General features: G+C 35.3%; 27 protein-coding genes. 5 read left to right on the top strand and 22 right to left on the bottom strand.

Annotated elements, in window-relative coordinates; genetic code table 11:
* The first annotated feature begins 43 nt into the window (after positions 1-43).
* Positions 44-418 carry a global transcriptional regulator SarA gene (sarA, locus tag HMPREF3270_RS01605; protein WP_002481400.1) on the top strand — a complete coding sequence of 125 codons (375 nt, stop codon included), beginning with the start codon at positions 44-46 and terminating at the stop codon, positions 416-418.
* Between the two features lie 138 nt (positions 419-556).
* On the opposite strand, the gene HMPREF3270_RS01600 is transcribed toward sarA, so the two are convergent.
* The 12 genes from HMPREF3270_RS01600 to HMPREF3270_RS01545 all read right to left on the bottom strand — a co-directional run bounded on the left by HMPREF3270_RS01600 (position 557) and on the right by HMPREF3270_RS01545 (position 11605).
* Positions 557-1270 carry a hypothetical protein gene (locus tag HMPREF3270_RS01600; protein ID WP_002481399.1) on the bottom strand — a complete coding sequence of 238 codons (714 nt, stop codon included), beginning with the start codon at positions 1268-1270 and terminating at the stop codon, positions 557-559.
* A 116-nt stretch (positions 1271-1386) separates the two neighbouring features.
* Positions 1387-1893, bottom strand: coding sequence for an SA0570 family protein (locus HMPREF3270_RS01595; protein WP_070848331.1), 507 nt, complete (start codon positions 1891-1893; stop codon positions 1387-1389).
* Between the two features lie 166 nt (positions 1894-2059).
* Positions 2060-2884 carry an alpha/beta fold hydrolase gene (locus HMPREF3270_RS01590; protein WP_070848332.1) on the bottom strand — a complete coding sequence of 275 codons (825 nt, stop codon included), beginning with the start codon at positions 2882-2884 and terminating at the stop codon, positions 2060-2062.
* Entirely contained in the window at positions 2859-3602 is a 744-nt protein-coding gene (locus tag HMPREF3270_RS01585; RefSeq protein WP_060803725.1) for an HAD family hydrolase, read from the bottom strand. The genes HMPREF3270_RS01590 and HMPREF3270_RS01585 overlap by 26 nt, the downstream gene beginning before the upstream one ends.
* Positions 3603-3660: 58 nt before the next feature.
* Positions 3661-4608: a FecCD family ABC transporter permease gene (locus HMPREF3270_RS01580; protein WP_031262631.1), complete on the bottom strand. Its 948-nt coding sequence runs from the start codon at positions 4606-4608 to the stop codon at positions 3661-3663.
* Position 4609: 1 nt separating this feature from the next.
* Positions 4610-5515 (bottom strand): ABC transporter substrate-binding protein, encoded by a 906-nt coding sequence (locus HMPREF3270_RS01575; RefSeq protein ID WP_060803726.1) that lies wholly within the window; start codon positions 5513-5515, stop codon positions 4610-4612.
* A gap of 136 nt (positions 5516-5651) precedes the next feature.
* Complete coding sequence (argS, locus tag HMPREF3270_RS01570) at positions 5652-7316, bottom strand: arginine--tRNA ligase (RefSeq protein WP_057510148.1); 1665 nt, start codon at positions 7314-7316, stop codon at positions 5652-5654.
* The gene (locus HMPREF3270_RS01565; RefSeq protein WP_002481392.1) at positions 7317-7733 is read right to left on the bottom strand and encodes a YwiB family protein; all 417 of its coding nucleotides are present in this window, start codon (positions 7731-7733) and stop codon (positions 7317-7319) included.
* 130 nt (positions 7734-7863) lie between these two features.
* A complete protein-coding gene (locus HMPREF3270_RS01560) occupies positions 7864-9048 on the bottom strand; it encodes an amidohydrolase (RefSeq protein WP_070848333.1) in 1185 nt (394 codons plus the stop codon).
* Between the two features lie 156 nt (positions 9049-9204).
* Positions 9205-9732 (bottom strand): YwhD family protein, encoded by a 528-nt coding sequence (locus tag HMPREF3270_RS01555; RefSeq protein ID WP_141763116.1) that lies wholly within the window; start codon positions 9730-9732, stop codon positions 9205-9207.
* A 64-nt stretch (positions 9733-9796) separates the two neighbouring features.
* Positions 9797-11095 carry an HD domain-containing protein gene (locus HMPREF3270_RS01550; RefSeq protein ID WP_002481389.1) on the bottom strand — a complete coding sequence of 433 codons (1299 nt, stop codon included), beginning with the start codon at positions 11093-11095 and terminating at the stop codon, positions 9797-9799.
* 33 nt (positions 11096-11128) lie between these two features.
* Complete coding sequence (locus HMPREF3270_RS01545; RefSeq protein ID WP_023015467.1) at positions 11129-11605, bottom strand: GNAT family N-acetyltransferase; 477 nt, start codon at positions 11603-11605, stop codon at positions 11129-11131.
* Between the two features lie 424 nt (positions 11606-12029).
* Here HMPREF3270_RS01545 and HMPREF3270_RS01540 point away from each other — a divergent pair, with 424 nt between their 5' ends.
* Positions 12030-12263 carry a hypothetical protein gene (locus HMPREF3270_RS01540; RefSeq protein WP_002481387.1) on the top strand — a complete coding sequence of 78 codons (234 nt, stop codon included), beginning with the start codon at positions 12030-12032 and terminating at the stop codon, positions 12261-12263.
* 151 nt (positions 12264-12414) lie between these two features.
* Here the strand turns inward: HMPREF3270_RS01540 and HMPREF3270_RS01535 are convergent, their stop codons facing one another.
* The 6 genes from HMPREF3270_RS01535 to pta all read right to left on the bottom strand — a co-directional run bounded on the left by HMPREF3270_RS01535 (position 12415) and on the right by pta (position 18205).
* Positions 12415-12756 (bottom strand): YuzB family protein, encoded by a 342-nt coding sequence (locus HMPREF3270_RS01535; protein ID WP_002481386.1) that lies wholly within the window; start codon positions 12754-12756, stop codon positions 12415-12417.
* 162 nt (positions 12757-12918) lie between these two features.
* Positions 12919-13995 (bottom strand): phosphomevalonate kinase, encoded by a 1077-nt coding sequence (locus HMPREF3270_RS01530; RefSeq protein WP_070848335.1) that lies wholly within the window; start codon positions 13993-13995, stop codon positions 12919-12921.
* Positions 13992-14987, bottom strand: a complete 996-nt coding sequence (gene mvaD / locus HMPREF3270_RS01525; protein WP_060803733.1) for a diphosphomevalonate decarboxylase — start codon at positions 14985-14987, stop codon at positions 13992-13994. The genes HMPREF3270_RS01530 and mvaD overlap by 4 nt, the downstream gene beginning before the upstream one ends.
* A 5-nt stretch (positions 14988-14992) precedes the next feature.
* The gene (mvk, locus tag HMPREF3270_RS01520) at positions 14993-15916 is read right to left on the bottom strand and encodes a mevalonate kinase (protein ID WP_002481383.1); all 924 of its coding nucleotides are present in this window, start codon (positions 15914-15916) and stop codon (positions 14993-14995) included.
* A gap of 460 nt (positions 15917-16376) precedes the next feature.
* The gene (locus HMPREF3270_RS01515) at positions 16377-17216 is read right to left on the bottom strand and encodes a lipoate--protein ligase family protein (RefSeq protein WP_002481382.1); all 840 of its coding nucleotides are present in this window, start codon (positions 17214-17216) and stop codon (positions 16377-16379) included.
* Positions 17216-18205: a phosphate acetyltransferase gene (gene pta / locus HMPREF3270_RS01510; RefSeq protein WP_002481381.1), complete on the bottom strand. Its 990-nt coding sequence runs from the start codon at positions 18203-18205 to the stop codon at positions 17216-17218. The genes HMPREF3270_RS01515 and pta overlap by 1 nt, the downstream gene beginning before the upstream one ends.
* A gap of 168 nt (positions 18206-18373) precedes the next feature.
* Between pta and hemQ the strand changes: the two genes are divergently transcribed.
* The 3 genes from hemQ (at position 18374) to HMPREF3270_RS01495 (ending at position 21192) form a co-directional block, all read left to right on the top strand.
* A complete protein-coding gene (gene hemQ / locus HMPREF3270_RS01505) occupies positions 18374-19123 on the top strand; it encodes a hydrogen peroxide-dependent heme synthase (RefSeq protein ID WP_023015472.1) in 750 nt (249 codons plus the stop codon).
* Between the two features lie 809 nt (positions 19124-19932).
* The gene (locus HMPREF3270_RS01500; RefSeq protein ID WP_070848336.1) at positions 19933-20715 is read left to right on the top strand and encodes a threonine/serine exporter family protein; all 783 of its coding nucleotides are present in this window, start codon (positions 19933-19935) and stop codon (positions 20713-20715) included.
* Between the two features lie 15 nt (positions 20716-20730).
* Positions 20731-21192 carry a threonine/serine exporter family protein gene (locus HMPREF3270_RS01495; RefSeq protein ID WP_070848337.1) on the top strand — a complete coding sequence of 154 codons (462 nt, stop codon included), beginning with the start codon at positions 20731-20733 and terminating at the stop codon, positions 21190-21192.
* A 464-nt stretch (positions 21193-21656) separates the two neighbouring features.
* Here HMPREF3270_RS01495 and HMPREF3270_RS13870 read toward each other — a convergent pair whose 3' ends face one another.
* The 4 genes from HMPREF3270_RS13870 to HMPREF3270_RS14405 all read right to left on the bottom strand — a co-directional run bounded on the left by HMPREF3270_RS13870 (position 21657) and on the right by HMPREF3270_RS14405 (position 26384).
* Positions 21657-21818, bottom strand: coding sequence for a hypothetical protein (locus HMPREF3270_RS13870; protein WP_176746705.1), 162 nt, complete (start codon positions 21816-21818; stop codon positions 21657-21659).
* A gap of 497 nt (positions 21819-22315) precedes the next feature.
* Complete coding sequence (locus tag HMPREF3270_RS01490) at positions 22316-23461, bottom strand: lanthionine synthetase LanC family protein (RefSeq protein WP_070848338.1); 1146 nt, start codon at positions 23459-23461, stop codon at positions 22316-22318.
* Positions 23458-25500: a thiopeptide-type bacteriocin biosynthesis protein gene (locus HMPREF3270_RS14410; RefSeq protein WP_070848339.1), complete on the bottom strand. Its 2043-nt coding sequence runs from the start codon at positions 25498-25500 to the stop codon at positions 23458-23460. Before HMPREF3270_RS14410 ends, HMPREF3270_RS01490 begins: the two co-directional genes overlap by 4 nt.
* A gap of 29 nt (positions 25501-25529) precedes the next feature.
* A complete protein-coding gene (locus HMPREF3270_RS14405; RefSeq protein ID WP_176747534.1) occupies positions 25530-26384 on the bottom strand; it encodes a lantibiotic dehydratase in 855 nt (284 codons plus the stop codon).
* Between the last annotated feature and the right edge of the window lie 17 nt (positions 26385-26401).

The following is a 26401-nucleotide window of genomic DNA, read 5'->3' as shown; positions in this document are numbered from 1 at the left end:
CAATAATACTACGATAATGGGAATGTCAAGGGAGGAAATACAAATGGCAGTATCAAAAATTAAAAATTCATCTGATCTTTTAGCAATGGTGACATATGCTGACAAGATGAAAAGCATTATTAAAAAAGAGTTTACAATCAGCTTCGAAGAGTTTGCAGTGTTAACTTTCCTTAGTCAATCAGATGACGAGGAATATTTCTTAAAAGATATTATTAATCACTTAAACTACAAACAACCACAAGTTGTTAAAGCTGTTAAAAATTTATCACAAGAAGATTACTTCGATAAAAAACGTAACGAACAAGATGAAAGAACTGTTTTAATCTTAGTAAATTCTAAACAACGTGAAAAAATCAATGAATTATTAAATCGTATTAACGAGCGTATCTTAACTGCAAACAAAGAAATCAAAATCTGATCAGCTGACGATAGATTATAAAGGATAATACAAAAAGCGTGATGCTTAGAATGACATACATTCAAAGCACCACGCTTTTTGTTTACAACGAAAATACGTATTTTATTGTCATTTTGTATTTTATTTGGACAACTCTTATTATTTCCCTCGTGTAGATAACTTGATTGAATAAAAGATAATAACCGCCAAGATTAATACCCAAATGATAATCGTACCGATTTGCGCTATATTAGGGTCTAAAATAACCGCATCAATCGTTTTTTGTGCTAACAATAAACCTACACCTGTAAATTCAAAACGCTTATAATACAGGCCTAAACCAGCCATAATTAAGCCGAAAAAGAACACAAAAATATGCGCATATTTCGTTACGACTATAACACCAAGATCAATATTCAAACCATGCAGTGCCACTAAAATAGCCGCCACAATCACAATGCCTATCCCTATCATCACTTCAGCTTTATTGCTATATAAATAATTCTTTCGCACAATCCTGAAATATACAAAAACAGTAATTGGAAAAATGATTAAACAATAGATGAGTGATAATCCTGTCGCAGCCTGAAATGGCACGAACTGTTTATCGTACAGGTAAGAGATTAATAAGAAATTGATAATGAAAAAGAGAATCGGATTCAGCTGTAAACCAAATAAGTTCCTTTGAATGGTTAATATAATCTCTGCCGGTGCCTTTTTACGATATTCGATATAATCGACGTCATGCGCTTCAGATTTCGGTAAATCTTGACGAATTTTCTCTTTAATATCGTCAATCATGTTTGGCGCAATCCCTTTATAGTTGAAGTAATCACTGATATTTTCTAATAAAATTTTGTCATTCGGTCGCATGATGTGACTCCTTTAAATTTACTATCCTTACTAATTTATCATGGCACAATTGCTTAGTTCAATCAATATAAAGAAGACAGGAGTGTACAACACCCCTGCCTTTATTTCATGTATACTTATTTACCAATATCAATGCGATAAAGTTTTAAGTTTTTATCTTTTGGTGATTGGCTTGTAAATTGATAAGAAGTATCTTTATCTTTAATGTAACCGAAGTTTCCTGTAACTTCATTATAGTTATATCTCCAAGTGACCGTATTGCCTAACTGTTTACGTACAGTATTAAAGCTTGGGCCATCTGCTTTGTTGTATTTCATAGTAACGTGTGTTACCTTGCCGTGGTCTTTTTTACCATCAGCAGTCACAATCAATAAGCCTTTGTCAGAGTTAAACTCATAATAGTGTTTTGTTTTATCAGGTTTATAAGAGTACCCTGTGAGTTTTTGTGATTTCAAAACATCTTGGATGTTTTGACCTAGCTTAACGCCTTCTAGAGAAGTATCTCCGTGGTGGATTTGTTGAACGGTTTGAATCGTATTTCCAGACGCTGCATCTGCTTGAGAGATGCCTAGTCCAGTTACCACTGTTGCAGAAACAATAGCCGCTGAAAGTAATTTTTTCATAAGCAATAACTCCTTTGCTCTCTTTTTGTAAATTTCTTGTAACTTTTTCTGCGCTTATTACACTATACCCCTAATTACCCTTGATGTAATCAGTCTCTAGATGTAATCTTTTGTAATATTGTATAATATATTGGAGTTTAATTGCTAATATTAATGATTAAAAACTTTACTGTTGCGTAGTCACGCGTTTCTGCTCATCTTCTAATACTTCATTCACATTGATAAATGCTGTTACAGTTTCTAAGAAAGCTTTCTTTTCTTCACCCATCGGATACAATCCTGAATGTTCAAACGTTTCAACTTGTGCTTGAACGATTCCTTTTGTATAAGTATCTAACTCTTGTGGGGTTAAACGTTCATCATATTTTCCGACGATAATTAATGCCGGTGCTTTAATTTGATGTAAGTCTAAATCAATTTCAGTTTGTTCAAATGATTTTGTTACCGCTTCTTTTTCAAGTCTTGTCATTAATGTCAACGTATCAGAAAAGTGTTTCAACATTTTTCCTGCTTTTTTCGGTGAACCATACGTATGTTTATCTAAGAATTTTTGTTGTTTGTTTTCTTCTAACGTTCTGATTTGATCTGCGTACTTTCTGTATAAACGCGCTTCTGGCAATTCTGCTTGTAATGTTGCTGGATTGATTAAAATAATACCATCACTATACTCAGCGTATTTAGACGCAAAATCTGCCACAATCGTCGCACCCAGTTCTTGACCGATAAAGAATGCATGTTTGATATATAAGTAATCTAACAAGTCTTTAATATCTTCTACATAATCTGCAAAATCAATATTTAAAGGTTTATCTGAATAACCATGCCCACGTAAATCTACGCTGACGACTTGGTAATCATATGATAATTGCGTCGCAATATCATCGAAAATCGAATAGTTCTCAAAAGCGGAATGAATCAACACAACAGGTTGTCCGCTTCCCTTTGTTATATAATTTAACGTCGTATTATCCTTCGTCGTAAATAGTTCCATCTGCTTTTTCACTCTCCTTAGAATGTGGGGCGATTTTTGGTAATATCTCTAGCAATTCTTCCAAAGTTGAAATTTCAAAGTCCATCTCTTCAGGTTCTGGTGCCAATTCTACTTCATCATCTTCATGATTGAACCATACACTGACCATACCCATTGCACGGGCCGGTGCAACATCATTTAAGGCATCATCACCGACGTACATCACTTCTTCAGGCTTAACATCTAATTGATCCATAATATCTTCAAAGATTTTAGGATGCGGCTTTCTAAACCCTACCATTTCAGAAGTAGATAAAAAATGAATATAGGATAAGATACCTAAGTTTTCTAAACGGTATTGTTTAATTTTAGATTTACCATTCGCAATCACACCTGTCAAATAACCTCTTTGGATTAAACGCTCTAGTGTATATTGTGTATCATGGTAAGGGAACACGTAACGATAAAAATGTGTTTCAAAATCGCGGAACAAATCTTTCCATGTTAAACGATCGACATGAAATCGTTTGATAATCGCTTTATACAGTTCAGGCTTATCATGATCTTCGTCATCATCTAATTCAATAAACTGTTTTTTAAAATCACGCGCTTGAACATGAACTAAATAATCATGAAATCGTTCATATTGTTCTTCAATAAACTTCTCTCTTGATTTATTACGATCTAACAGCGTGCCTTCTAAATCGAATACGACTGCCTTAATCCCCTCTAAATTCATAAGCTTCTCTCCTATAAATGCCTATTTGGCATCTGTGATTATTTCTTTATTCATCAGATTATTCATACGAGTGTTTCTGGGTTGCGATTAAATACCCGAGTACAGGTATCCCTAATAAAGCAAGAATGATACTTGCTGGAATTTCAATCGGATTCCATAATTGTGCACCTAACGTGTCCGCAAAGACCATCACTGTACCGCCGACAACGCCGTTCAGCAACATTTGTACACCTAATGTAGTCTGCGTCGTTCTTCTAATCAGCTGTGGCACAATCATACCGATAAAACCAATAATGCCGGTATACGAGACAATAATAGCTGTCATGATAGATGATAAAGTTAACACCATAAACATCATTTGTCTGACATTCAAACTTAAAGAACGTGCTTTCAACGTTCCGACTTGCAGTAACTTTACCTTCGGCAGCAGTAAGCCTAGTAGCACGATACATAACATCATAATGGGTGCAATCACGTATACTTCATGCAATTCTGCATTAGAAAAACCGCCGAACATATACATCACAATACTTTTCATTCTGCGTTCATCAAGTAGAATCAATAGATATAAAAACGCATTGAATAATGCACCTATCATGATACCTGATAATATCAACGCGCGCATCATATAACCTTGTGAAATTGCGGCAGTCACCCCTAAAACAATAGCTAAAGTTAACATACTTGCAACAATTGAAGCGAACGGAATCCATAAACTGCTTAAACCGATAAATACAGCTAAACCGCTACCTAAAACAGAACCGCTCGCTAAGCCTAAAGTCAGGCTATCTGCAAGCGGATTATTCAAAACGGTTTGAAACATCTGGCCGGCTATCGATAAACCGATACCAGCCAACAATGCCTCGAACACTCTCGGTAAGCGCACTTCAAACAAAATACTATGATTTAAGGGGTCCGACCAGCTGCCTAAATTCCAAAACAAGCTGATTGCGATACTCACGATTAACGCGAGACACCATCCTATAATAATAGTGGTTTGTTTCATATTATTTTTCATCGCGGTAAATCGCATCTCTTAATGCTTTAAGGCCTTGGTCGATACGAGGACCTGGTCTTGAAATCGTATCACCATCTACCGCTTCAATTCGGCCTTTCTTCACAGCTTCTAAATTCTCAAAGCCGCCACGTTTACGAATAATTTTCAAGTAATCCGAACGTGTGATACCTTCTGTCGTAATTAAAACATTTGGGTCATGTTTAATAATACTTTCCTTGCTGACTTTCTTCCAGCCTTCTAAATCTGCGAAACTATTTTTCGCATGCAGTTCTTCAATCATATAGTTGAAGAATGTATTTTTTCCGGCTGTATAAATCTCTGGTTCATGTGAGACTTCTAAAAAGACAGTCGGTGCTTTTTCATGCTTCGGCACATCTTTCAACACAGCGTCAACACGATGTTTTGTATCATAAACTAATGTGTCAGCTTGTGATTCACGACCTGTGATTTTACCGATTTGTTTGAACGTACCATAAATTTCGTCAAAGTTATGTGCTTCAGGTATGTAGACGACTTTAATGCCTTTTTTCTCTAAATCGCCTAATACTTTATCACCCATACCTTTTTGTGATTCATGCGCCAAAATCAAATCTGGCTTTGCTTTTAATAACTGCTCTTTATTGAGTTTCATCGCATCAAACTTCTGTTTATGTTTAACACTCTTAGGATAGTCATCCACTGTAGACACTCCTATAACTTCTTTACCCAAACCGAGTTGATAGAGTATTTCAGTGTTACTTGGCATCAACGAGATAATACGATGATATTTTTGCGTTTGCTTTGTCTTTTCTTCTGATTGGTTTTTGTTGTCTGCTTTCTCTTTATTACTCGGTGCAGAACACCCAGCCGCAACTAAGATAATTAAGATTAAAAACACCCATAATTTCTGTTTCATCAATTTCTCCTCATACTTGTATTGTAAATCTCATTTTAGCATATTTACGCGGGCTGAGAAGATGAATCTAACAAAAATTTTACAAGTTTAAAAATAAAAAAAGAAGCACCCGTCAAGAATGCTTCTTTATATAATCTTACATCGTATGAGGAGCAGTTACACCTACTAATGCCAAGGCATTGCGTAATGTAATTTGTACTGCCGCAATCATAGAAACGTAAGCTTGTGTTTTAGCTTCATCGTCTGTTAAGACTTTATCAGCGTTATAGAATTTATGGAAAGCTGCTGCTAATTCTTGAATATAGTTGGTTACACGATGTGGTGCACGTTGTTCTGCAGCACTTTCAATCATCGGTTCAAATTCTGCAACTTTCTTCAATAAATCAATCGCTTTATCATTTTTAATAACACTGAAATCTGCATTTTCAGATGGCACTACGCCACGTTCACCCGCTTGTTTTAAGATAGATGAAATACGCGCATGTGCATATTGTGCATAATAAACAGGGTTTTCAGCTGAGTTTTCTTTCGCAAGTTCCATATCAAAATCAAAGTGCGTATCTGGACTACGCATTGTTAAGAAGTAACGTGCCGCGTCAATACCGACTTCATCCATGATTTCACGTAATGTAATCGCGTTACCCGTACGTTTACTCATTTTAACTTCTTCGCCATCTTGCATTAAACGCACCATCTGCATGATTTGAATTTCAAGACGTTCTGCATCAATACCGTATGTTTCAACAGATGCTTTCAGACGGTTAATATAACCATGATGGTCTGCGCCGAATAAGTTGATCAAGATATCTTGGCCGCCGTCACGGTGGAATTTGTCATAGTGATATGCCACATCTGGTAAGAAGTAAGTGTATGTGCCGTCTTTTTTGATTAATACGCGGTCTTTATCATCATTAAAGTCCGTTGTACGTAACCAAGTCGCACCATCCGCTTCATACGTATGACCATTTTCTTTCATTAACTCTAAGACACGTTTGATTTCGCCTGAATCATATAACGTTGTTTCACTGAACCAATCATCAAAGTGTGTATTGAAATCAGCTAAGTCTTTTTTAAGTTTTTCCATTTCATAATCGACGCCTAATTGTCTGAACACTTTTAAGCGCTCATCATCAGGGAGTTCTTGTAGATCAGGGCGTTTTTCCGCTAAATCTTTACCGATATTCACGATATCTTTACCATGGTAGCCATCTTCAGGTAATTCTGCTTCTTTACCTAAAGCTTGATAGTAACGTGCTTCGATAGAGCGTGCTAAATTCGTAATTTGGTTACCGGCATCGTTGATGTAATATTCACGTGTAACATCATAACCAGCCGCATCTAAGATATTACATAACGTATCACCGACTGCCGCATTACGCGCATGTCCGATATGCAAATCACCTGTCGGGTTCGCAGAAACATACTCCACTAAGATTTTTTGGTTCTTTTTCTTTTCAGAGCGACCAAAATCTGTATCTTTTTCTAAAGCTTCAGGGATAATCGCAGTTAAGTATTGGTTATTTAAATAGAAGTTGATAAAACCAGGTCCTGCAATTTCGATGTTCTCAACATTCGCTTTAGATTTATCTAAATTGTCCACGATAGCTTGCGCAATTTCGCGTGGATTACGTTTTGCGATTTTTGTTAGCACCATCGCAATGTTTGTAGAGTAATCCCCATTTTTTGGGTCTTTCGGAATTTCCACTTTGACTTCAGGAACTTCTTCTGCAAGTCCAGCGGCTTTAACACTTGCTGTTATTTCTTCAATTAATGTTTGTTTGACTTGATCAATAATATTCACTTACTTCAGCTCCTTATAGGTAATTTGGTAAAGGTATGTGCCCATCTTCTCTTCGTTTTGGAAGAGTTCATAACGAATTTTAAGTTTTGATTGGTCTGGTTGTACGTAATGATGAATGCTTAAAGTACGAATAGTTAAAGGAATTTTGCCTGTCGGTATCTCGTATAAAGATACGGTGTCTTTTCCTTCAACAAAATGCAGGTTCTGTTTAATATTCCCGCTGCGCATTAATCTAACTTCATCTTCTTGAATTTTCAATGTAATATGCACCGTCAAGTCTTCAACTTGTTCATCATAGCGGATAAATTCAGCATTCCGCTTCTCTTGCCAAGTGCCATCTGTTTCAAATTCAAATTCATCAAACTCATCATCGCGTTCAATCGTCTGTAATGTTTGGATACGAATGTTTTGATTCAAAGACGCGCTCACCCTATTCTGAATTATTCATTAATATACCAAATTATAACATAAAGATACAGCACACACAGTGACTAAATTCACACTGTATGCGCTGTACATCATAAAATCAATTAAATTTTTCTGCTTATTAAGATTCATCCTTCAAATAATCTAATACAACCGTACCGACAGCTTCAGCCGCTGTCATCATTGAAGATTCACTGATATTAAATTTAGGATGATGGTGCGGATAAACTTCACCTTCTTCAGGTGCTGCTCCTGCATAAATGAATACACTTGGTACTTCTTTCGCATAGTACGCAAAGTCTTCTGACGGCGGCCATGGATCACAACGTTCTACTTTTTGAATCGCAGAACGCTCTGCGTTATTTAAGGTCTCAGCTACGTACTCTGTAAAGTCTGGGTCATTGTATACTGCTGGATAATCATCTAGATACTCATAGTCGCAAGTCACACCGAACGTTGTTTCTAAACCATCGACGACACGTTGTAACTCTTGTGCGATTTTATCTTTCGTTTCATCATGCAAACCACGGACGTCACCTTCGATTTCCACTTTATCTTTAATAATATTGAACTGACCTTTCGCATCGAATGAACCGATTGAAACGACACCTGTTTCAAATGGGCTGATACGTCTTGAGACTACACTTTGTACCGTTGTCACAAAGTTCGCACCTGCTACAATCGCATCATTTGCGTCATGTGGAGAAGAACCGTGTCCACCTTTACCGTGAATGACTAATTTAAAGTAACCACGTGCAGTTTGTACGTTGCCTTCACGATAATAAATCGTACCACGTTCACCATTACTCATCACGTGTACACCTAAGACATGGTCTACGCCCTCTAGCACACCATCTTTAATCATACCGATGGCACCACCTGGCGGCATTTCTTCAGCTGGTTGATGAATCACGACCACTTTTCCAGAAAATTGATTTTTCATTTCAATCAACGTTTCAGCCAAAATCAACATATAAGCCGTATGTGCATCATGCCCGCACGCATGCATCACGCCTGGATTCTCTGACGCAAATGGCAGTCCTGTTGCCTCTTCAATCGGTAAAGCATCAAAGTCAGCACGAATCGCAATCGTTTTCCCTGGTTTACCGCTATCTATAGTGACTTTCACCCCATTGTCACCGACGTTTGTTTCTACTAAACAATTCTTATCTTTATAGAAATCCGCAATATACTTTGGCGTTTCTACTTCTTTAAATGATAACTCCGGATGTGCATGTAAATACCGTCTGATTTCGACCATACGTTCTTCTTTCTCTTGTAAACGTTTGATTAATTCTGAACTCATATGCCCTCTCTCCTTTTATTATTTAACTATTGTGATTATTCAAAATATAATACTTACACTCTAACATACTTATCCTTTTTAAGTATAAAAATAACTTAGTATTAAGAAAGAAAAACAGAAACCACATGACGTGATTTCTGCCTTTAATAATTGCTTTTATTTATCGTGTAGTGCTTCTTTTAATTCATCACTTGAGTTATCCCACATGTCTTTATCATGATTTTTTAAGAAACCACGGATAATCTCAATATTTTCATCACCGATATGATCAATGACAATTTTATGTTTCATAGATTTATCCATCATGTTGACATGTTCAGGCATACTCTTATAACCTCTGCGGATTTTCTTGTTCACTAATAAATAACAAGCTGTCAATCCAGCATAGTAAGCACCTTGTTCACCACGTTCAGTTGTCACCCAGCATAACCAATAAGCTTTTGCTTCAGGGCCTTCAACAGTTTCTTTATCTGTAATCCATTTAACACCCTTTTCAACATCTGCACGTGCATGCATCGCACCAATATCAATAAATGCTTCTTTCTCTTGTAAATCTATAAATACAGGTGCAACGTTATCCAAACTGATTGCCCCGATATTCGTTCCTTTATGGCCATCTAACGGGTCATTTTTAATAATATTGAATTGAAAACCCTTATTCTCTGCCACAAGCCACACCTCCATTTTTAATTACCTTTATCTATTTTACCGTATCATCTGATACTTTTCGAACACAATCGTTTGACTATCAATTCAATTCGTTCAAAATACTGAGAATACGTTCACGAACTTTGTCATCTTCAATGTGATGCACCAGTTCTTTAGGATAATATAATTTATAATCTTGGCGATTAATGCCTGTAATACTTTGAATAATCATAGATTGACTGCTGATTTCTCTAATATTGCCATTACGTTGCAGTAGATGAATCGGTTGGCGATTAGACCCCGGGCGGTCATAATCATAAGGCAAATCAGAGAAAGATTCACTGACGAAGTAATAATCTGGATTAATACCGCCCGCTTCAAACAGCTCTCTTAATTCATTCATCGTAATAATCGAGCCGTCAAACGGCAGATGTTTAAATAAATCACGGTTAATAAAACGGCGTGCTAAGTCGCTTAGAATCGCATCATCTTCTTTAACCCAAGCTTTCAAGTAATAAAGTACGACCGCTTCATCCAACTCTACATACTGTTCAATCGTCATCGTTCCTTCAAAGAACGGAATAAAGTCTTTAGGGAACAATTTAAATTGATAACCTGATTGATATAATTCCTTCGCACGTTTTAAACAATTGTTTAAAATCACTTCTCCAGCACGACTTACCGGATGGAAATAAATCTGCCAATACATTTGGTAACGGCTCATAATAAAGTTCTCTACTGCATGCATCCCGCTTTCTTTAATCAACACTTCATCTTTAGTTGGACGCATTAATCTTAAAATACGTTCCATATCAAACATCCCATAAGAGACTCCTGTAAAATAAGCATCGCGTTGTAAATAATCCATACGGTCTGCGTCAATTTGTGATGAAATCATAGAAATCACCAGCTTATTCGGATGTGTTTTATTGATGACATCAGCAACAGCTTTCGGGAAATCCGGTGATACTTTACTTAATACCGCATTAACTTCTGTATCCCCTGTAATAATCGCTTGTGTAAATGCCTCGTGATCGGTATTGAAGATTTTCTCAAAACTATGAGAGAACGGACCATGGCCTAAATCATGAAGGAGTGCTGCACATAATGCCAACAGACGATCATCATTATTCCATGCTTCACGTCCCGCAAATGATTCATCGATGATGCGACGTACAATTTCATAGACGCCTAATGAATGGCCGAAGCGGCTATGTTCTGCTGTATGGAAAGATAAATACAACGTACCGAGTTGTTTGATACGACGCAAGCGTTGGAACTCTTTTGTTTTCACCAAATCCCAAATCACTTGGTCTTTGACATGAATATAGCGATGAATCGGATCTTTGAATACTTTCTCTTCATATAATTTTTGAGTACCGTAATCTGTCTCAGCCATGAGTATCCCTCCATCGTGTTAGCATTATTTTCATTAAAATGCTTTCTTCATCAAGGCAAGGTCCATTACTTCACCGTATACTTCACGGTTATACGCACGCACCATTTCAAATCCTTGTTGACGGTAGTATTCAACACCCTCTTCGTTTTGGTTATCCACTTCAAGATACACTGCATCATATTGTCCTTTAAAGTGTTCTAACCCTTTCTCAAGCAACGCTGTACCATAACCTTTACGTTGTGCTTTAGGGTGAATATAATGTGCAGATAAGAAAAGTTCGCTGCCGTTAATAAAGTTCGCAAACCCGACAATTTCGCCTTCTTCTTCTGCCACTAAAAATAATTGTTCTTTTAATCGTTTAAGTAAATGCTGCTCGTTATAAGCTGCTGTAAGCAATTCATTCACTGTTGTCGCAGCATAAATATTTAAATACGTGTCATACCATGCTTTTGTTGCCACATCTCTGATGCCGACAACATCTGCTGGTGTTGCTTCTCTCACTGTACGCATCGTTAATCACGTCTCCTTACATAGTTCAACTTTCAAAATGAATAAATTAATTATATCATATAGTTTCTCAAATTGTGGTAAAACGCACTCTTATTTTACCTTGTACTTATCATCTTTACCCTGTTTTTTCATTGTCTTTAACTTTTACATTTAAAACCCTTTTTTCATACTCTAATTTTTATTATACTTAAAACCTCTTTGCTCGATATTTACGTATTAAGCAAAATTCACGAAGGTGCTCTAACCCATATCGTGTATTAATTCCACCCTATTTACACTAAAATTGAACAAAAAGTAAAGTTTTTGTAAAAAAGATGAATAACTCATATATAAGCGGGGTATATGAATTTTGCAAGAAGAAACTCAAGGTACCCTATCTAATTATGCTTAAGGGACTAAAAATTCAATAAAAGGTGATTAAAATATGGATGATACGAGCTTTGGTAACATTTATATTGACTCACAACCTGTTACGTTAGATTGGGACACTTTAGTTACAGATGAATCAGAAATGGTGGTAGATGGTATTCCACCTTCACTGATTGATAAATGGGTGAAACGTAAAGAATTAATCCCGTCTTATACTAAAGATAATTTACGTCACTTCTATACTAAAGATGTCTTAAATGCGTGCAGATCTTATGTGGAAGTTTACTAAAAGAATCAAACATCACGAGTGCAGTCACATCAAGTTCATTAAACAGTCAATATAAAAACGAATCTCGCGATAGTTATAACGATAAGAAAGTAGGCCCGTTGTCTGGTAGCACACCAGTCATACGGGCCTGTTTTTTATATACTTTGTATCATTATTTTGCTTGTTTACGTTTGGCTAATTTTTCTTTTAATTTTCGATCTTGTTCTTCTTTTCTGCGTTTACGTTCTTCATTACGTTTACGTAAACGTTCTTCCTCTTCAGGGTCGCGAGGTTTTTGAAGTTGCTTCTCAACTTTTTCCATCAATTCATCTTCCGTCAATGCGGCTAATGGACGGTTATTCACGAAAGCAAATGTCTTTCTGCGACCTGGACCGCAGTATGATTGGCAACCCACCTCTATTTCAGCATCTGGATCTAGTTTCTTTAATTTTCTTTCCAAGGATTTGCAATTTACGGCTTGGCAATCATCACAAATCAAAAATTTGTTTTTCACTGCTCTGTCCACCTCACTTTATCTCTATAATTTGTTTTAAACTATTTCAACTTTATCTATTTTACTCTTTTTCCGTAATTTTTCAAGCAACGATTTTGTGACCGCTTTAAACATCAAAAAACTGCCGCACCGTAAAGTTGACCGGTGAGACAGCCTGATGTCTTATTGTCCTTGATAAACGTGGAAAGGTAAAGGCTTAATATGAGAGGCTTTCCAGCTTTCATAAATAGACTGGCGATGTTTTGAGTCGCCGATAATCGCAATTCCGCAATCTCCGCCGCCTGCACCTGATGTTTTGGCAGCTGCGCCGTAGGTTTCTGCGATATCACATAGTAATTTTAATTGTGGTGTTTCGATATCTACAATCGCTTGTTTATCCATCATTTGGATGATTGAACGGTTGCGTCTGATCATCGCTTGCACACCTTTTAGGTTGTTGGTTTTGAATGCGTAGATGAGACGTTCTACACAAGATTGCGATTGTTCCAGGAAGCGGCTGTAGAAATCAGGATCTGATTTGAGACGCTTCACTTCACTGACTAAGTAAGGAGAAGAGGCTGGTGAGCCGGTCCAGCCAATTAAGACTTCCATGTTTTCTGGGGCTTGAAGCGGTTCTGTATAAAGACCTGGCCAGTTTTTCTTCACAACTTCTGCGACAGAGGACGTTTCAATCTGCTGCATGACCCAGTCATGATCAAACGTACTATAAGCAAGCCAACCTGTGAAAACACTGACTGCGATATCACCGCATGAACTTAAACTTTGTAGTTTCATATTCGCAATGACCGCTAATTTATAAATACTCAGATTAGCTAAGTCTAACTCATAAAATTCATTTAAAGCTTTAACCACTGAAACCAATACTGCAGCACTTGAGCCTAAGCCATATTTATGGCCTGAAGCATCGTCTAAGTTACTATCAATCACTAAATTAAAGTGTCTTAATGTTTTACCACAGCTTTTAGCGTATTGTTCAAACACTTCTACTGCCGTAATGACGTAAGCTAGTTGTTTCGCCGCATCTGCATCAGATACAGAAATCTTATCACCTTCTCTTTGGAAGGTGATCGGTTCATGGTGTAATGTTTTAGAATGAATAGAACCACCATTGTCTCCAGAAGCTTCAATGCTGGCAGTAACGAAACGATTTACTGCTATTAACACGGATTTATATCCGGGTTCTGTTACCGCATATTCACCTGCAATATAAAGTTTACCTGGGGCTTTGACTTGAATCATAGCTCATCTTCCTCATTTATAATTTCAACGCCTGTACCGATATCACTTGCGATGATCTGGTCTGAATCAAAATACGTTGTTAATTTATCAATCACAGCTTGTTGATGTTGTTTTTGTACTAACACTTTTACATTAGGTCCTGCATCCATAGTAAAGTATGCGGGCAGACCTGCTTCACGACATTCATGCACTAAAGCCATCGCATCATAACTTTCAGGTACTAAATATGTAAATGGCGGTTGTGCACCTAAATTTGTCGCATGCATACGTAAACCATTTTCTTCAAAGACACGACCTAAGCGATCAAAATCTTTATCGGCAATGGCAGCTTTTGCTTCAGCGATGTCCGCTTCTACATGATCTAACCAATACTGATAGAAACGTGAAGTATTTCTCGTCAACGACATCCCTGCACGACTTTTAACCTTTTTAGATTTTTGATTAATGACTACAAAAATCATCGCTAAGTCATCTTCCCAATGATCTGCATCAATCGCGTGTGCATAAGAGGATTCATCATCATGTCCTTTTTCCCATTCCGCGAATCCGCCAAAGATACTGCGGCTTGCTGAGCCTGAACCACGACGTGCCAAGCGTGATAAGTCTTTATCAGAAAGGTTCATTTCTAACGCTTCATTACATGCAGCAGCTAAAGCCGCAAAAGCACTCGCTGAAGAAGCTAAACCAGCTGCTGTCGGTACAAAGTTTGTACTATCGATACGTGCGTGCAACGCTGTTCCTGCACGTTCTCTGACAAGATCTAAGTATGCTGAAATCTTTTGAGTTTCTTTTTCATCCACTTCTTCACCATTTAAGTAGAAGTAGTCTCGATCTAATTGCGCATCAAATGTTGCGCGTGTTTCTGTATAAAATTTATCTAAAGTTAACGATAGGCTGTTATTCATCGGAATAATCAATGCTTCGTCAGCTTTCCCCCAATACTTAATCAGCGCAATATTGGTATGCGCTCTCGCTTTGCCCGTCTTCACCAATTGAATTAACCTCCTAAATTCTCAATCCATGTATGTTGCGCGCCTGCTTCTTTAACTGCTTGAGCGACTTTTTTCGCTGTCGCATAATCTTTCACTAAAGTAATCACACTGCCGCCACGTCCGCTTCCTGTCAATTTTCCAGCTACTGCACCTGCTTGTTTCGCCACTTGCAGTAAACGGTCAATCTTCGGATGACTGACAGTCAATGTAGATAAGTATGTTTGACACTCATTAAAAATCTCTGCTAAAGATTCAAAGTTATGTGTATTAATCGCTTGATTTGCTTTATGCACCAGACGTCCAATGCGTTCTATAAACGCCATATTTTCTTGATTGTTTTTCACTAATTCATGCACATCGCTGACAGCTTCTTTGGTATTCCCTTTTATGCCTGTATCTAAAACGACCATATAACCTGCCACATTCAAAGTTTTTAAAGGCGTAAAGACACCTTCTTGGAACCAAGTCGGTTTATTAGAAACAATCGTTTGTGCATCAATGCCACTTGGTTTACCATGTGCGATCATTTCCGCCCAGTTTACATGTTCAATTAATGTTTCATCAGATAGCGGCTGATCCATAAAATCAAATGCTGCTCTCGTAAAAGCAACCGCTACTGCAGCACTAGAACCTAACCCTCTTGAAGGCGGTAATTGTGCATCAATTTTTATCATTACAGGTGATTCAATATGATTTTCTTCTTCGAATCTGCTGATTAAAGCATGTAAATGTTCAGGGGCATCTGCAATTTCACCTTCGAATACATCACTGATCATCGTTGACACTGCCAATTCTGGCATTTCTTCAATTGTTACTGTCACTTTTCCAGAAGAAAATGGCATCGCAATTGCAGGTTGACCAAATGTTACCGCATGTTCCCCTACTAATATTATTTTCCCATTAGATTCTCCGTAGCCTGTTCGTGTCATATCGCATCACCTTTAGCACTTTCCTAGTTTGTCATGGTATATCTATATTCCACCCTGTTTCTCTGCATGTTAAAACATCCAGTCACTCTCTTTATCTGGGTTGATAGAAAATGACAGGATTAAAAGATGCTGTCTGCGTCTTTTTGTCATTGATATATCCATAATTTATTTCCGACATTCTAATTTTTATCAATTAGCTTGTTTTCTTTTGATATATTTATTCAAACACAGTTTTATTATACCCTATTTTTTGCATTGTTTTATCATACCTAGGTTGTAAAATTAATACCTGATATTAAACTACTTCCCCATTTTACCGAAAATTGATGATGATTTAAACGATTTGTTCATATATCGGTCATAATTTTCACTTTCATGGGTAAATTACAAGAATATTTTTCAAGGCGCACAATATAAAAGGGATGCACCTAGCTTCTCAGCCATTTACATCCCTTTGTGCTTAATCGTCCATTTTAGCGTTGATTTTAGCATTACGTGCAATCATACGTTCGAAATATTTCTCAAAGCGTTCCCACTCTTCTTCACTGATAGGCTCCATATTCAATGTTCCACCTAAATCTTTGATGGCATAGAGTAGTTTAAACATCACATCTTGAACTGTCAGTTCATGTCCGAACAACGTTTCAAGCGAAGCCATACAAGATGGATCGATATCTGGATATTTAAATTTTGTTTCTTCGCCTTGTAGAGCTTTGTCATAGAACGCCTTCATCATTTCAGCACGTTCTTCACCTGAACCTTCCACACACAAGTATACTTGAACGGCAATCCCGCCTCTGACTCTGCGTTGTGAAATACCCGCGAATTTCTTATCATTGATACTTAAATCAAATTTTCCCGGGCAATAGGAGCGTTCAATTTCTTTCGTTTCAATCGTTACATGTTCATCTTCGAACATTTTATTTACAACTAAATACATTAAATTAAATGCTTCATCAATGGAAATTTCTGTCTTTCCTTTAAAAATCAACGAAAAGTTTAAAATACCTTGATCTAATACAACACCTAATCCACCAGAATTACGGACAATCACATTATAGCCGCGTTCATCGACTAAATAACGAATGCCTTCTTTCAGATGTGGCAGACGTGCATCATGTGTACCTAAAATAACGGTGTGTTGATGAATCCAAGTGCGGACTACACTGCAAGATAAATCCTTGCCCACACTTTCTGAAAATGTGTCATCAAACGCAAAAGATTGCATAGGCGCAAACCCTGTTGAATGGTCTACATAGCGCCAATCTTTACCGTCAAAATAACGTTCAGCTAAATCCATTATTGTAATGTTTGCGCTGCAGTGATGATTGATAAGTTGTATACATCTTCAGTTGAGCAACCACGGCTTAAGTCGTTTACTGGAGAATTTAAACCTTGTAAAACAGGTCCGATTGCTTCATATCCGCCTAAACGTTGCGCAATTTTGTAACCGATGTTACCTGCTTCTAAGCTTGGGAATACGAATACATTTGCGTCACCTTTAATTTGTGCATCTGGTGCTTTTTTAGCCGCCACTTCTGGAACGATTGCTGCGTCGAATTGGAATTCACCATCGATAACAACATCTTTTAAGCCTTCTGATTCAGCTTTTTCTTGTGCAGCTTTTGTTGCTTCCGCTACTTTTTCAACATCGTCTGATTTTGCTGAACCTTTTGTTGAGAAGCTTAATAATGCTACTTTAGGATCCATGCCGAAGCTTTTCGCTGTTTTTGCACTTTCTACCGCAATTTCAGCTAAGTCTGTTGCTTCTAATGTAGGGTTGATTGCACAATCACCGAAAACATATTGTTCTTCGCCTTTAATCATGAAGAACACACCTGATGTTTTCGCAACACCTGGTTTAGTTTTGATGATTTGTAGTGCTGGACGAACTGTATCGCCTGTTGAATGTGCAGCACCGCTGACTAGTCCTTCAGCTTTACCTGCATAAACAAGCATTGTACCGAAGTAGTTTACATTGTTAAGCATATCTTCAGCTTGTTCTTTTGTCGCTTTGCCTTTACGACGTTCTACAAATGCTTCTACTAATTCTGGTTTCAAGTCGCTTGTTGAAGGTGTGATGATTTCAATACCTGAAATATCTAAACCTTTGTCTTTCGCTAATGCTTCAATTTTGTCTTGGTCACCTAATACAACAGGTGTTACGAAATCTGAAGCTTGTAATTTTGTTGCTGCAGTCAATACACGTTCGTCTTCACCTTCAGGTAATACAATACGTACATTCTTTCCTGAAAGTTTGTCTTTCAATACATCTAATAAACTAGGCATAATATCCTCCTTGAAAATCTCGCTTTTTAATATTTTTTCATCCATAATTATACGCCATTTGCGAAGTAATTTCCACGTTCCGACCTTTAATCGATTTGTATGCTTTGTCTCTGTCTTTATGATAAAATTTGAATTGAATTAAAAGATATTTCAAAAGGAGCGATATTAATGAGTCAAGCAGCAGAAACATTAGATGGTTGGTACAGCCTCCATTTATTATATGCAATCGATTGGCCGACATTACGTCTTGTACCTAATGAAGACCGTCAAGAAATTGTCAAAGAATTCCAAGATTTCTTAGAAAAATTAGGTTCAGTACGTGAGCATCATAACGGTGACCATGTACTTTATAACGTAACAGGTCAAAAAGCTGACATTTTACTTTGGGTATTACGTCCTGAAATGCAAGAATTGAATGCAATAGAACTAGCATTGAACAAATTACGTATCGCAGATTACTTAATCCCGACATACTCATATGTTTCTGTCATTGAATTAAGTAACTATCTTGCTGGAAAATCAGACGAAGACCCATATGAGAACCCTCATGTAAAAGCACGTCTTTACCCTGAATTACCAGAAAAAGAATATATTTGCTTCTACCCAATGAATAAACGCCGTAACGAAACATATAACTGGTACATGCTTTCAATGGAAGAACGTCAAAAATTGATGTATGACCACGGTATGATCGGACGCAAATATGCAGGTAAAATCAAACAATTCATCACAGGATCAGTCGGCTTTGATGATTACGAATGGGGCGTTACACTATTCTCTGATGATGTACTGCAATTCAAAAAAATCGTTTATGAAATGCGTTTCGATGAAACAACAGCACGTTATGGAGAATTCGGTAGCTTCTTTATCGGCCATAGATTACCTGAAGACAGTCTAGAAAAATTCTTCAGTATTTAAATAACGCTACACAAAATAATATAACGAAACTAAGGGACTGATATCGATATCAGTCCCTTCTTTCATATATAAATAGCACCTGCTCTAAAATCAAAGAACAGGTGCACTTCTATGTATAAACTCCTCCAAGGGCTACAAGATAACGTACGTTATTAAGATGGAAGAGAACTCTACAACGCCCCTCTCGCTGTAAGTTCTCTTCAAGTAATCTATAGTAATGGTGTTATTCATTAATTAAAGCAGAAGACTAGACCAGCATTAAGAATTGAACGACACCTATGTACCACATGTACGCTGTCGACACAGCCTGTACGTTAGCGGCACGTTCTTCTCGGCATCATCCACTCTTAATGTCGGTAGCTTCTGCCGTCTAAGCGTACACATGTATGGCTTGAAATACAGTGCCGCTCATCCCTCGTGTAGTGTCCTTGGAGAACTCTGCCACTACTTGTTTAGCTGGTTAACTGATAAGCAGCCACTGTCGCTACTCAGTTAACATGCTTTAACAGCTAACCATTATAACTTTAACCGTTTTGAAATATTTGAAACATTAGATATAGTATGCAAGCATATTATGATACCTAATTAGAAATTATACACATAATATTTTACATTTATCATTTATTGTTTGTATATATCATTTTAACCTCTTTCCACTCTCCTATGTCACTGTTCTTGAAAAAAGTTTACATAATCAAAACGAAATCTTAGGTTGTTTCTCTATGTATTTTCCGACATAATAGGTATACTAATTGAATTTTCTAAAAAGTTTAATATTACATATACAACAAAGGAAAATGAGTGATGTTATGGAACTAGATAATAGAATAAGTTATATAGAAGATACCCCGAAAGAACGCCTTGCGAAAGATACTATCATGTTAGCAGGACGTATTTTATTAGAGTCCGGCGCTGAAGGCACACGTGTAGAGGGAACAATGACACGTATTGCCGAAACACTTGGTTTTTACGAAAGCAACAGCTTCGTCACAAATACAGTTATCAATTTTTTATTAGATAATCAAACGACACCACGCATGTATCGTATTGAGTCACGTGATACCAATCTAATCAAAATTTCACAGACAAACTCTGTTTCTCGTAAGCTTTCGGCAAGAAAAATTGACCTAGAAGAAGCCTATGAGACTTTAAAAAGGATTTATGATGCCAAACAAACCCATGATTTAATTTATAAAGGCATCGCAGCCGCAATTATTTCAATCAGCTTCTTATATTTACAGACTGGTAATTTTGTAGATATTGTTGCTACTATTTTTGCTGGAAGCTTGGGTTATTTGTTAGTCGAAATGTTATATCGTGCGAACTTAAAAACTTTATTTATCCCAGAGTTTTTAGGCTCTGTTGTCATTGGAGGCATTGCGATACTCGGTCATAACTTAGTACCAGACGGATCGCTTTCTGCGATTATCATCGCGGCCGTCATGCCGATTGTACCTGGAGTCTTGATTACGAATGCGATTCAAGATTTATTCGGCGGTCATATGATGATGTTTACAACCAAATCTTTAGAAGCATTAGTGACTTCATTCGGCATAGGCGCCGGTGTCGGCACAATGCTTTTACTCTTTTAGGAAGGTGATGACAAGATGCTCTTTTGGGTTTTACATTTTTTCTTTAGTTATATTGCATCACTGTTCTTCTGTGTTATATTTGATGCGCCAAAACGCATGTATTTCTGGGCCGGTTTTGTCGGTGCCTGTGGCTGGATGGTTTATATCTTCTTATCTTCTGGCCTACACATTCATACAATTTACGCTTCATTCTTTTCTAGTCTGACACTAGGTATTATCAGTCATATCATGGCACGTTTTAAAAAAGAACCTGTCATTATCTTTATGGTGCCTGGTATTATCCCTTTAGTGCCTGGAGGTCTCGCTTTTGATACTACAAAAAGCTTAATTATTTTACAGTTCAGTAAAGCAGTTCCTACTATGCTAGAAGTGACTTTAATTGCAGGTGCCATTGCAATGGGCTTGCTCTTTGCTGATCAACTTGCACGCTTAGTCATGACGAGCAAAAGTAAATTCACACCTAAAACAAGATCATAATATTCGTAATATTCCAAGTCATCAAACACACCCTGTAAAGTGTACATGTCAGCTTTACAGGGTGTGTGAGTTGTTATAATAGATCCGCATTCAAAAAAATAATTTCGTTCTGCATAAAAACAATATAAAAGTGCTTGTATAAAATTATCGGAATATTTAAAATGTAACTAAAAGTATACATAACGTAGGAAGAAGGATAACATCATGAATCGAAAAATAGCACGTCCATCATCTTTAGCGACACTTCTCACAATTTTAATATGCGGATGCTACCTGATGATTACTAATTATTTATCAGATAACCCCACACTCATAGATAAAAATAATTGTATTGACTTATTGGAATATGGTGGTATCACTTTCATTTTCTTATATCTCATCCAAATCCTAAAAGTACGAAAACCAAACTAAGATTACAAAATCAATACGCATACTTTCAAAAGTAGAAGGTATGCGTTTTGATTTCATTTGTCTTTCGATTTCAACAATTTCTTAAATAAGTTCACAATAAGTATAGTACTCGCACCAACTAAAAGCGGAACAGGAACAATCAAATCCAACTGATAATTCACCGCAAGTATGATACCAACAATACCAAATAAAACAACTAATTTTGTGGTATTCATGTTGTCACCTTCTTATTCATTTCAGTTGCTTAACTCGAATGTTTTCTTCTACACAAATATAATATATTTCACAATATAAAAATTAGTATTATGGACATATTGATACTATTAAAATCGCCGTTATCCCCTCTTTAAGCACTATATTTTATCAATAATCGAATATTACATTACTTTTCTTTAACTTCATGATAAATTTACCTTATACCAATGTTTCCAGTAATGTAGATATTTATGTCCTACTTCTATTAACCTTTGATTTCACACATGTCCTCTGTCATGTGTTAATAATCTTTATTTTCAAGTCTGTAGAAGACTTTCGCTGCTATATAATTAGCCACGACAAGCATACAACAAAAAACACCTCATGAAATATTTAACCATGAGGCGATGCACTTAATATAAAAAACGGGGTTACAATCAAACCAAAAAAACTGCAATTCATTCTGCAACAAGCACCAAATAAATATTACTCATCATATATTTTTCGTAACAATCAATTACCAATCCGAAAGAAAAATCATTTTATTTAATACATCATCAGGTTCATTCTCTAAAAAAAGGGAACACATCCCTAATATTGAAGAGGTATATCCATTAAGAATATTCCAATGATTTTCTTCGTTTCCAAAGCCATTTATAAATTTATTTGCATGCTCGATTAACTTATAATGTAATTTTTCACAACTCAAACCTAACCTTCTCATAACCAAATAAAGCCCTAAATATCCATGACAAATCGAAAATGAATCAAACAAATAATCATAATCTATGTTCTCAATATTTTTTATAAGTATTTTCTCAGAAAAATCTTTCAACCACTTTTCATTTAGTGCTTCTCCCGCTAAACTTATTGAATAGCATATTCCTGCAACACCATAACACCAACTCATGATATAAACATTGCTCTTATATTTATCATGAACAATAATATCTTTTTTTGCTGGCCATGAAGTTATATTATTAGTATAAATAATTTCATTAACTAGATGATCTATAACTACACTCATTTTATCTTTGTTTATTTTATTATTTCCAATGTCTTTTTTTAAACATTTCGCAAGAAAAATTAATAACGACGAACTACCGTGTGCTAATCCAAACCTGATATGACCATCAGGAAAATCGCGAATATCATCAAGATTAAAAAAGTCTTTTGTACTCCATTTCGGGCATATAATTGCAGAACTATTATTATAGCCTATCAAATGGTAGATTCTTTCGAGTTCTAAAAGGATTAAATTAATAGATTCATCAAAATAATTGTGTGCTAAATAATCTATCAAACCTGAATTACCACTCATCAGTTCTTCATTTTTTAGCGAAATCTTCCGAGTTAAATTTAATTTCACTCTTTTTATACTTTCTATTTTTGTTAACTCTTTTAATTTAGTATAAGTAACATTATCTAATATGTCATTAGATACAGATAATGAGTACCCAAGTAACGGTATACCATTTACATTATCCAGTGTTTTTAACCTAGGTTTAATACTAGCAAGGCATTCTTTAATCTTATCATTATCTAAATAAGATTTGTTTGTCTTTTTTCTAATATAGCTATCTATCAGTAATGAGCAATTAATATTCCGATAGTCATTAACTTGATTTTTCACAAACGAAAGAACTTCATTTCTTAAATTCAATTTTCACTCTCCTCAACAAAAGACAATGTCTTCAAAAACTTTCTTGTAAAATCAAGAATCCTTCTCTCAGAAGTTCTATCAATACCATAGACCCTATTACAGAGCATATGAATCATGCTAAATAAAATGTTTGTCTTTTTATATGAATCTACATTTTTCCCCTTTAATTCTATTGAATATACTTTTAAAGATGTATAATCAAATTTTATACACTCATAGTTCTTATAAAAGGCTAATAAATCTTTACTTATTTTCCTATATAGCGCATCGTTAACAGCGTCTCTCTTTTCTCCTAATATACTTGTCACTAATGTGAAGTCTACATCCATAATTTTCAAAGCATTAATACAATACACAACAACATTAAAATCTATTTGTAATTTTGAAAGCCCAATTAAATTCATTGATAACTTAGATTGGTCAACAAAGTGATTTTCTACTAAACCGAAATCAACACAATTACCATACCTCTCTATTTCGCGTCGATATGGTACAATTTCATAACTATAAATAAACGAATCATTTTTTAACTTACGTAGAAAAATTAAAAAGTCTTCCATTAACTTGAAAGTCAACTTGTTAACTCTAAACCTTATATGATTTCCTTTCTCATCTTTATACTTAATAAAGAAGTAATCACTAACCTTATTTTGTTTAATCCAAACCAATAAATAATTGGTTAGAAAATGATTTTGAATATCCTTATGCATATATATGTTGAATTGCGTCCATTGTTCAAAAGGAAATGACGTTCTATAATTAGTAGCTGGCTCTGAAATTCTTCTTGGAATGTTAATCGTTTTTTTTGATTCATTGATTTCTTCAATAAATAATTGATATACTTTTTCTGAGTAATCGATATCACGTTCATTATTCAACCTTTCCAAAAGGTCCTTTTCAACACCATTCAGAGTTAAACTGCGCATTCGTTTTAATTCTTTTTTTAAAATTTCTCTATCTTCTTCAATATTAGTACAAATAAGTAATCTGTTATCTCCATTTTGTATGTAGAAATAATCAGCTTTAAAATACTCTTTTGCATATTCAATACTATCAAAATTTTTGATTTGATTATCATAATTTATCACTAACTGTTTTGGGAAAACTTGTAACTTGTTATAAAATATAGCTGGCTTTTGATGAAACGGTTCTAAAATGCAAATTAAAATTTTTAAAAATAAATAAGGGTCATTGTATCTTGAAGAAGTAATCAAAAAATCGTAAGCTTCACCAACAATTTTATTATTTAAATTACTAAAATTTGTGAATTCTATTTGTCTATCATCTCCGATTTTCTTGTAGTATATCCGATTACTCTTATTAATTCCGATAAGGATATCATCAAAATTAATATTTTCCACATTATTTTTAGGGACGTACTCATTTATAGTTACCACCTCATCAGTAAAACAATGATTAGGAATTACATCGGGAGCAATGAGACTGTTCGAATCAGGCAATAAATTAACTAATTTTATGTTATTACTATTATAGACGTTATTTAATCGTTTATTATTTTCCACTATAAACTTCTGGTATTTTTCCGGAAATTCATTGTAAAAGCGACTTATTGTGCTTCCAGCTTGTAATGATCCGATTGCTCTAGATAAGTAAAAATACTTATCATCGTCTCCAAATTGAGTTGTAAATAACTCTAAACTTTGACCTATAATTTTCTGTTCATTAAAAACTTCTTCATACAATCCTTTAAAAAAGTTAGAGTCTAAATTGATATGGTTAGATTTATCTATTAAATTATAAATATAATTTCTTATTTTTATATAAGTTCTGCTTTTAGTAAAAATTTCATTTTCGTTATCTTTTAAATACTCATAATATTGATCAAGAGCAGATAACACAGGGACTTCTTCATCATATCCATATTTTTCAAGGAATTTCGACTTAAAATTGAAAAGTCTATATCCCGATAATTCTTCATTAATTTTAAAAGAAATACAATTAGCATAATCAGCAAATTTCTCTATGATTTTAATCCTATCATCTTCTAAACTCATATCGCATTTCAAACCATCTATCATACTACAATCCAAATATCTTTTGGATTTAGTTATTTTTTTAGTGTATTGGTTAATCTCTCTAAATTCTTTTCGCTTAAATTTTGATTTGTATACTCAAGTAAATGTAATAAATCACTTAACTCAGCTGATGCTTTCTCGTCTATTGATTTCAACTCTTGCATAATTAAAACTAAATGTTCATTACTACTTATGTGGCACCTTAAATTAGTATAAAAAATATTTTTCTTTAATGTTTTTTTCAAAACTTTTAAATAAACCTGTTCATTACACTTGTATTTTTGAGTGAAAAATTTGATTAAATTGCTAACACTCACTTCTTTGTTTCCGATATATTTCAAATGATCAGCTATAAAATCATTTATTATAATTGTATATCTATGGGGATTGTTGGATTGTTTGCTTTTACCAAAAAAATCATTAATTCTATAGTTATCTGAATATAACGATGAATTAACTTTAAGCTTTAATTTTTTCACAATCCTGTCTTTTTCTTCTAACTTCTTAACTAATTCAGAAATCCATTGTTTACTAACTTCTATTACTGTTTTTTGAAAGTTCTTTATTTCACTAGAATCAGTTAAAATCCCACACTTAGAAAAAAGACCAAACGGTGTTGCTCTTGTTGTATATCTTATATAGTACTTTATTATACTATTTAATACTTCTTTTGTGCAGATATCGTTAGTTATAAATGTCTCGTATAAATCTGTACTTGCTATAAATAAAGCTTCTCTAAACTTTTTATCTTGCCTTAAGACATCTATTTTCTCCTCAACGGCTAACTTTTGAAATTCTAGTAAATCATTAAACTTTCCATTAGGAGTTCTTCTAACAATGTATTTTTTAGATACTTTGTATATCGGTTTTCTTACTTTATCTTTCATTAAATCACCCCAAACAT

This window comes from Staphylococcus sp. HMSC65H10, assembly GCF_001839185.1.
Taxonomy (GTDB): domain Bacteria; phylum Bacillota; class Bacilli; order Staphylococcales; family Staphylococcaceae; genus Staphylococcus; species Staphylococcus simulans.
The sequence above is the reverse complement of the archived record's forward strand: the minus strand, read 5'-3'. Positions and strand labels throughout refer to the sequence as shown.

Coding starts and splice junctions, on each gene's coding strand:
- HMPREF3270_RS01590 (WP_070848332.1), bottom strand. CDS start 2,884: ATGGAACTATTTACGACGAAGGATAATACGACGTTAAATTATATAACA.
- mvk (WP_002481383.1), bottom strand. CDS start 15,916: ATGACACGAACAGGCTACGGAGAATCTAATGGGAAAATAATATTAGTA.
- HMPREF3270_RS01500 (WP_070848336.1), top strand. CDS start 19,933: ATGGAACTAGATAATAGAATAAGTTATATAGAAGATACCCCGAAAGAA.
- HMPREF3270_RS01575 (WP_060803726.1), bottom strand. CDS start 5,515: ATGAAACAGAAATTATGGGTGTTTTTAATCTTAATTATCTTAGTTGCG.
- HMPREF3270_RS13870 (WP_176746705.1), bottom strand. CDS start 21,818: ATGAATACCACAAAATTAGTTGTTTTATTTGGTATTGTTGGTATCATA.
- HMPREF3270_RS01550 (WP_002481389.1), bottom strand. CDS start 11,095: ATGGCTGAGACAGATTACGGTACTCAAAAATTATATGAAGAGAAAGTA.
- HMPREF3270_RS01585 (WP_060803725.1), bottom strand. CDS start 3,602: ATGAATTTAGAGGGGATTAAGGCAGTCGTATTCGATTTAGAAGGCACG.
- HMPREF3270_RS01595 (WP_070848331.1), bottom strand. CDS start 1,893: ATGAAAAAATTACTTTCAGCGGCTATTGTTTCTGCAACAGTGGTAACT.
- HMPREF3270_RS01495 (WP_070848337.1), top strand. CDS start 20,731: ATGCTCTTTTGGGTTTTACATTTTTTCTTTAGTTATATTGCATCACTG.
- HMPREF3270_RS01545 (WP_023015467.1), bottom strand. CDS start 11,605: ATGCGTACAGTGAGAGAAGCAACACCAGCAGATGTTGTCGGCATCAGA.
- pta (WP_002481381.1), bottom strand. CDS start 18,205: ATGCCTAGTTTATTAGATGTATTGAAAGACAAACTTTCAGGAAAGAAT.
- HMPREF3270_RS01580 (WP_031262631.1), bottom strand. CDS start 4,608: ATGAAACAAACCACTATTATTATAGGATGGTGTCTCGCGTTAATCGTG.
- HMPREF3270_RS14410 (WP_070848339.1), bottom strand. CDS start 25,500: ATGATAGATGGTTTGAAATGCGATATGAGTTTAGAAGATGATAGGATT.
- HMPREF3270_RS01540 (WP_002481387.1), top strand. CDS start 12,030: ATGGATGATACGAGCTTTGGTAACATTTATATTGACTCACAACCTGTT.
- HMPREF3270_RS01515 (WP_002481382.1), bottom strand. CDS start 17,216: ATGGATTTAGCTGAACGTTATTTTGACGGTAAAGATTGGCGCTATGTA.
- HMPREF3270_RS14405 (WP_176747534.1), bottom strand. CDS start 26,384: ATGAAAGATAAAGTAAGAAAACCGATATACAAAGTATCTAAAAAATAC.
- hemQ (WP_023015472.1), top strand. CDS start 18,374: ATGAGTCAAGCAGCAGAAACATTAGATGGTTGGTACAGCCTCCATTTA.
- sarA (WP_002481400.1), top strand. CDS start 44: ATGGCAGTATCAAAAATTAAAAATTCATCTGATCTTTTAGCAATGGTG.
- HMPREF3270_RS01555 (WP_141763116.1), bottom strand. CDS start 9,732: ATGGAGGTGTGGCTTGTGGCAGAGAATAAGGGTTTTCAATTCAATATT.
- HMPREF3270_RS01530 (WP_070848335.1), bottom strand. CDS start 13,995: ATGATTCAAGTCAAAGCCCCAGGTAAACTTTATATTGCAGGTGAATAT.
- HMPREF3270_RS01600 (WP_002481399.1), bottom strand. CDS start 1,270: ATGCGACCGAATGACAAAATTTTATTAGAAAATATCAGTGATTACTTC.
- HMPREF3270_RS01560 (WP_070848333.1), bottom strand. CDS start 9,048: ATGAGTTCAGAATTAATCAAACGTTTACAAGAGAAAGAAGAACGTATG.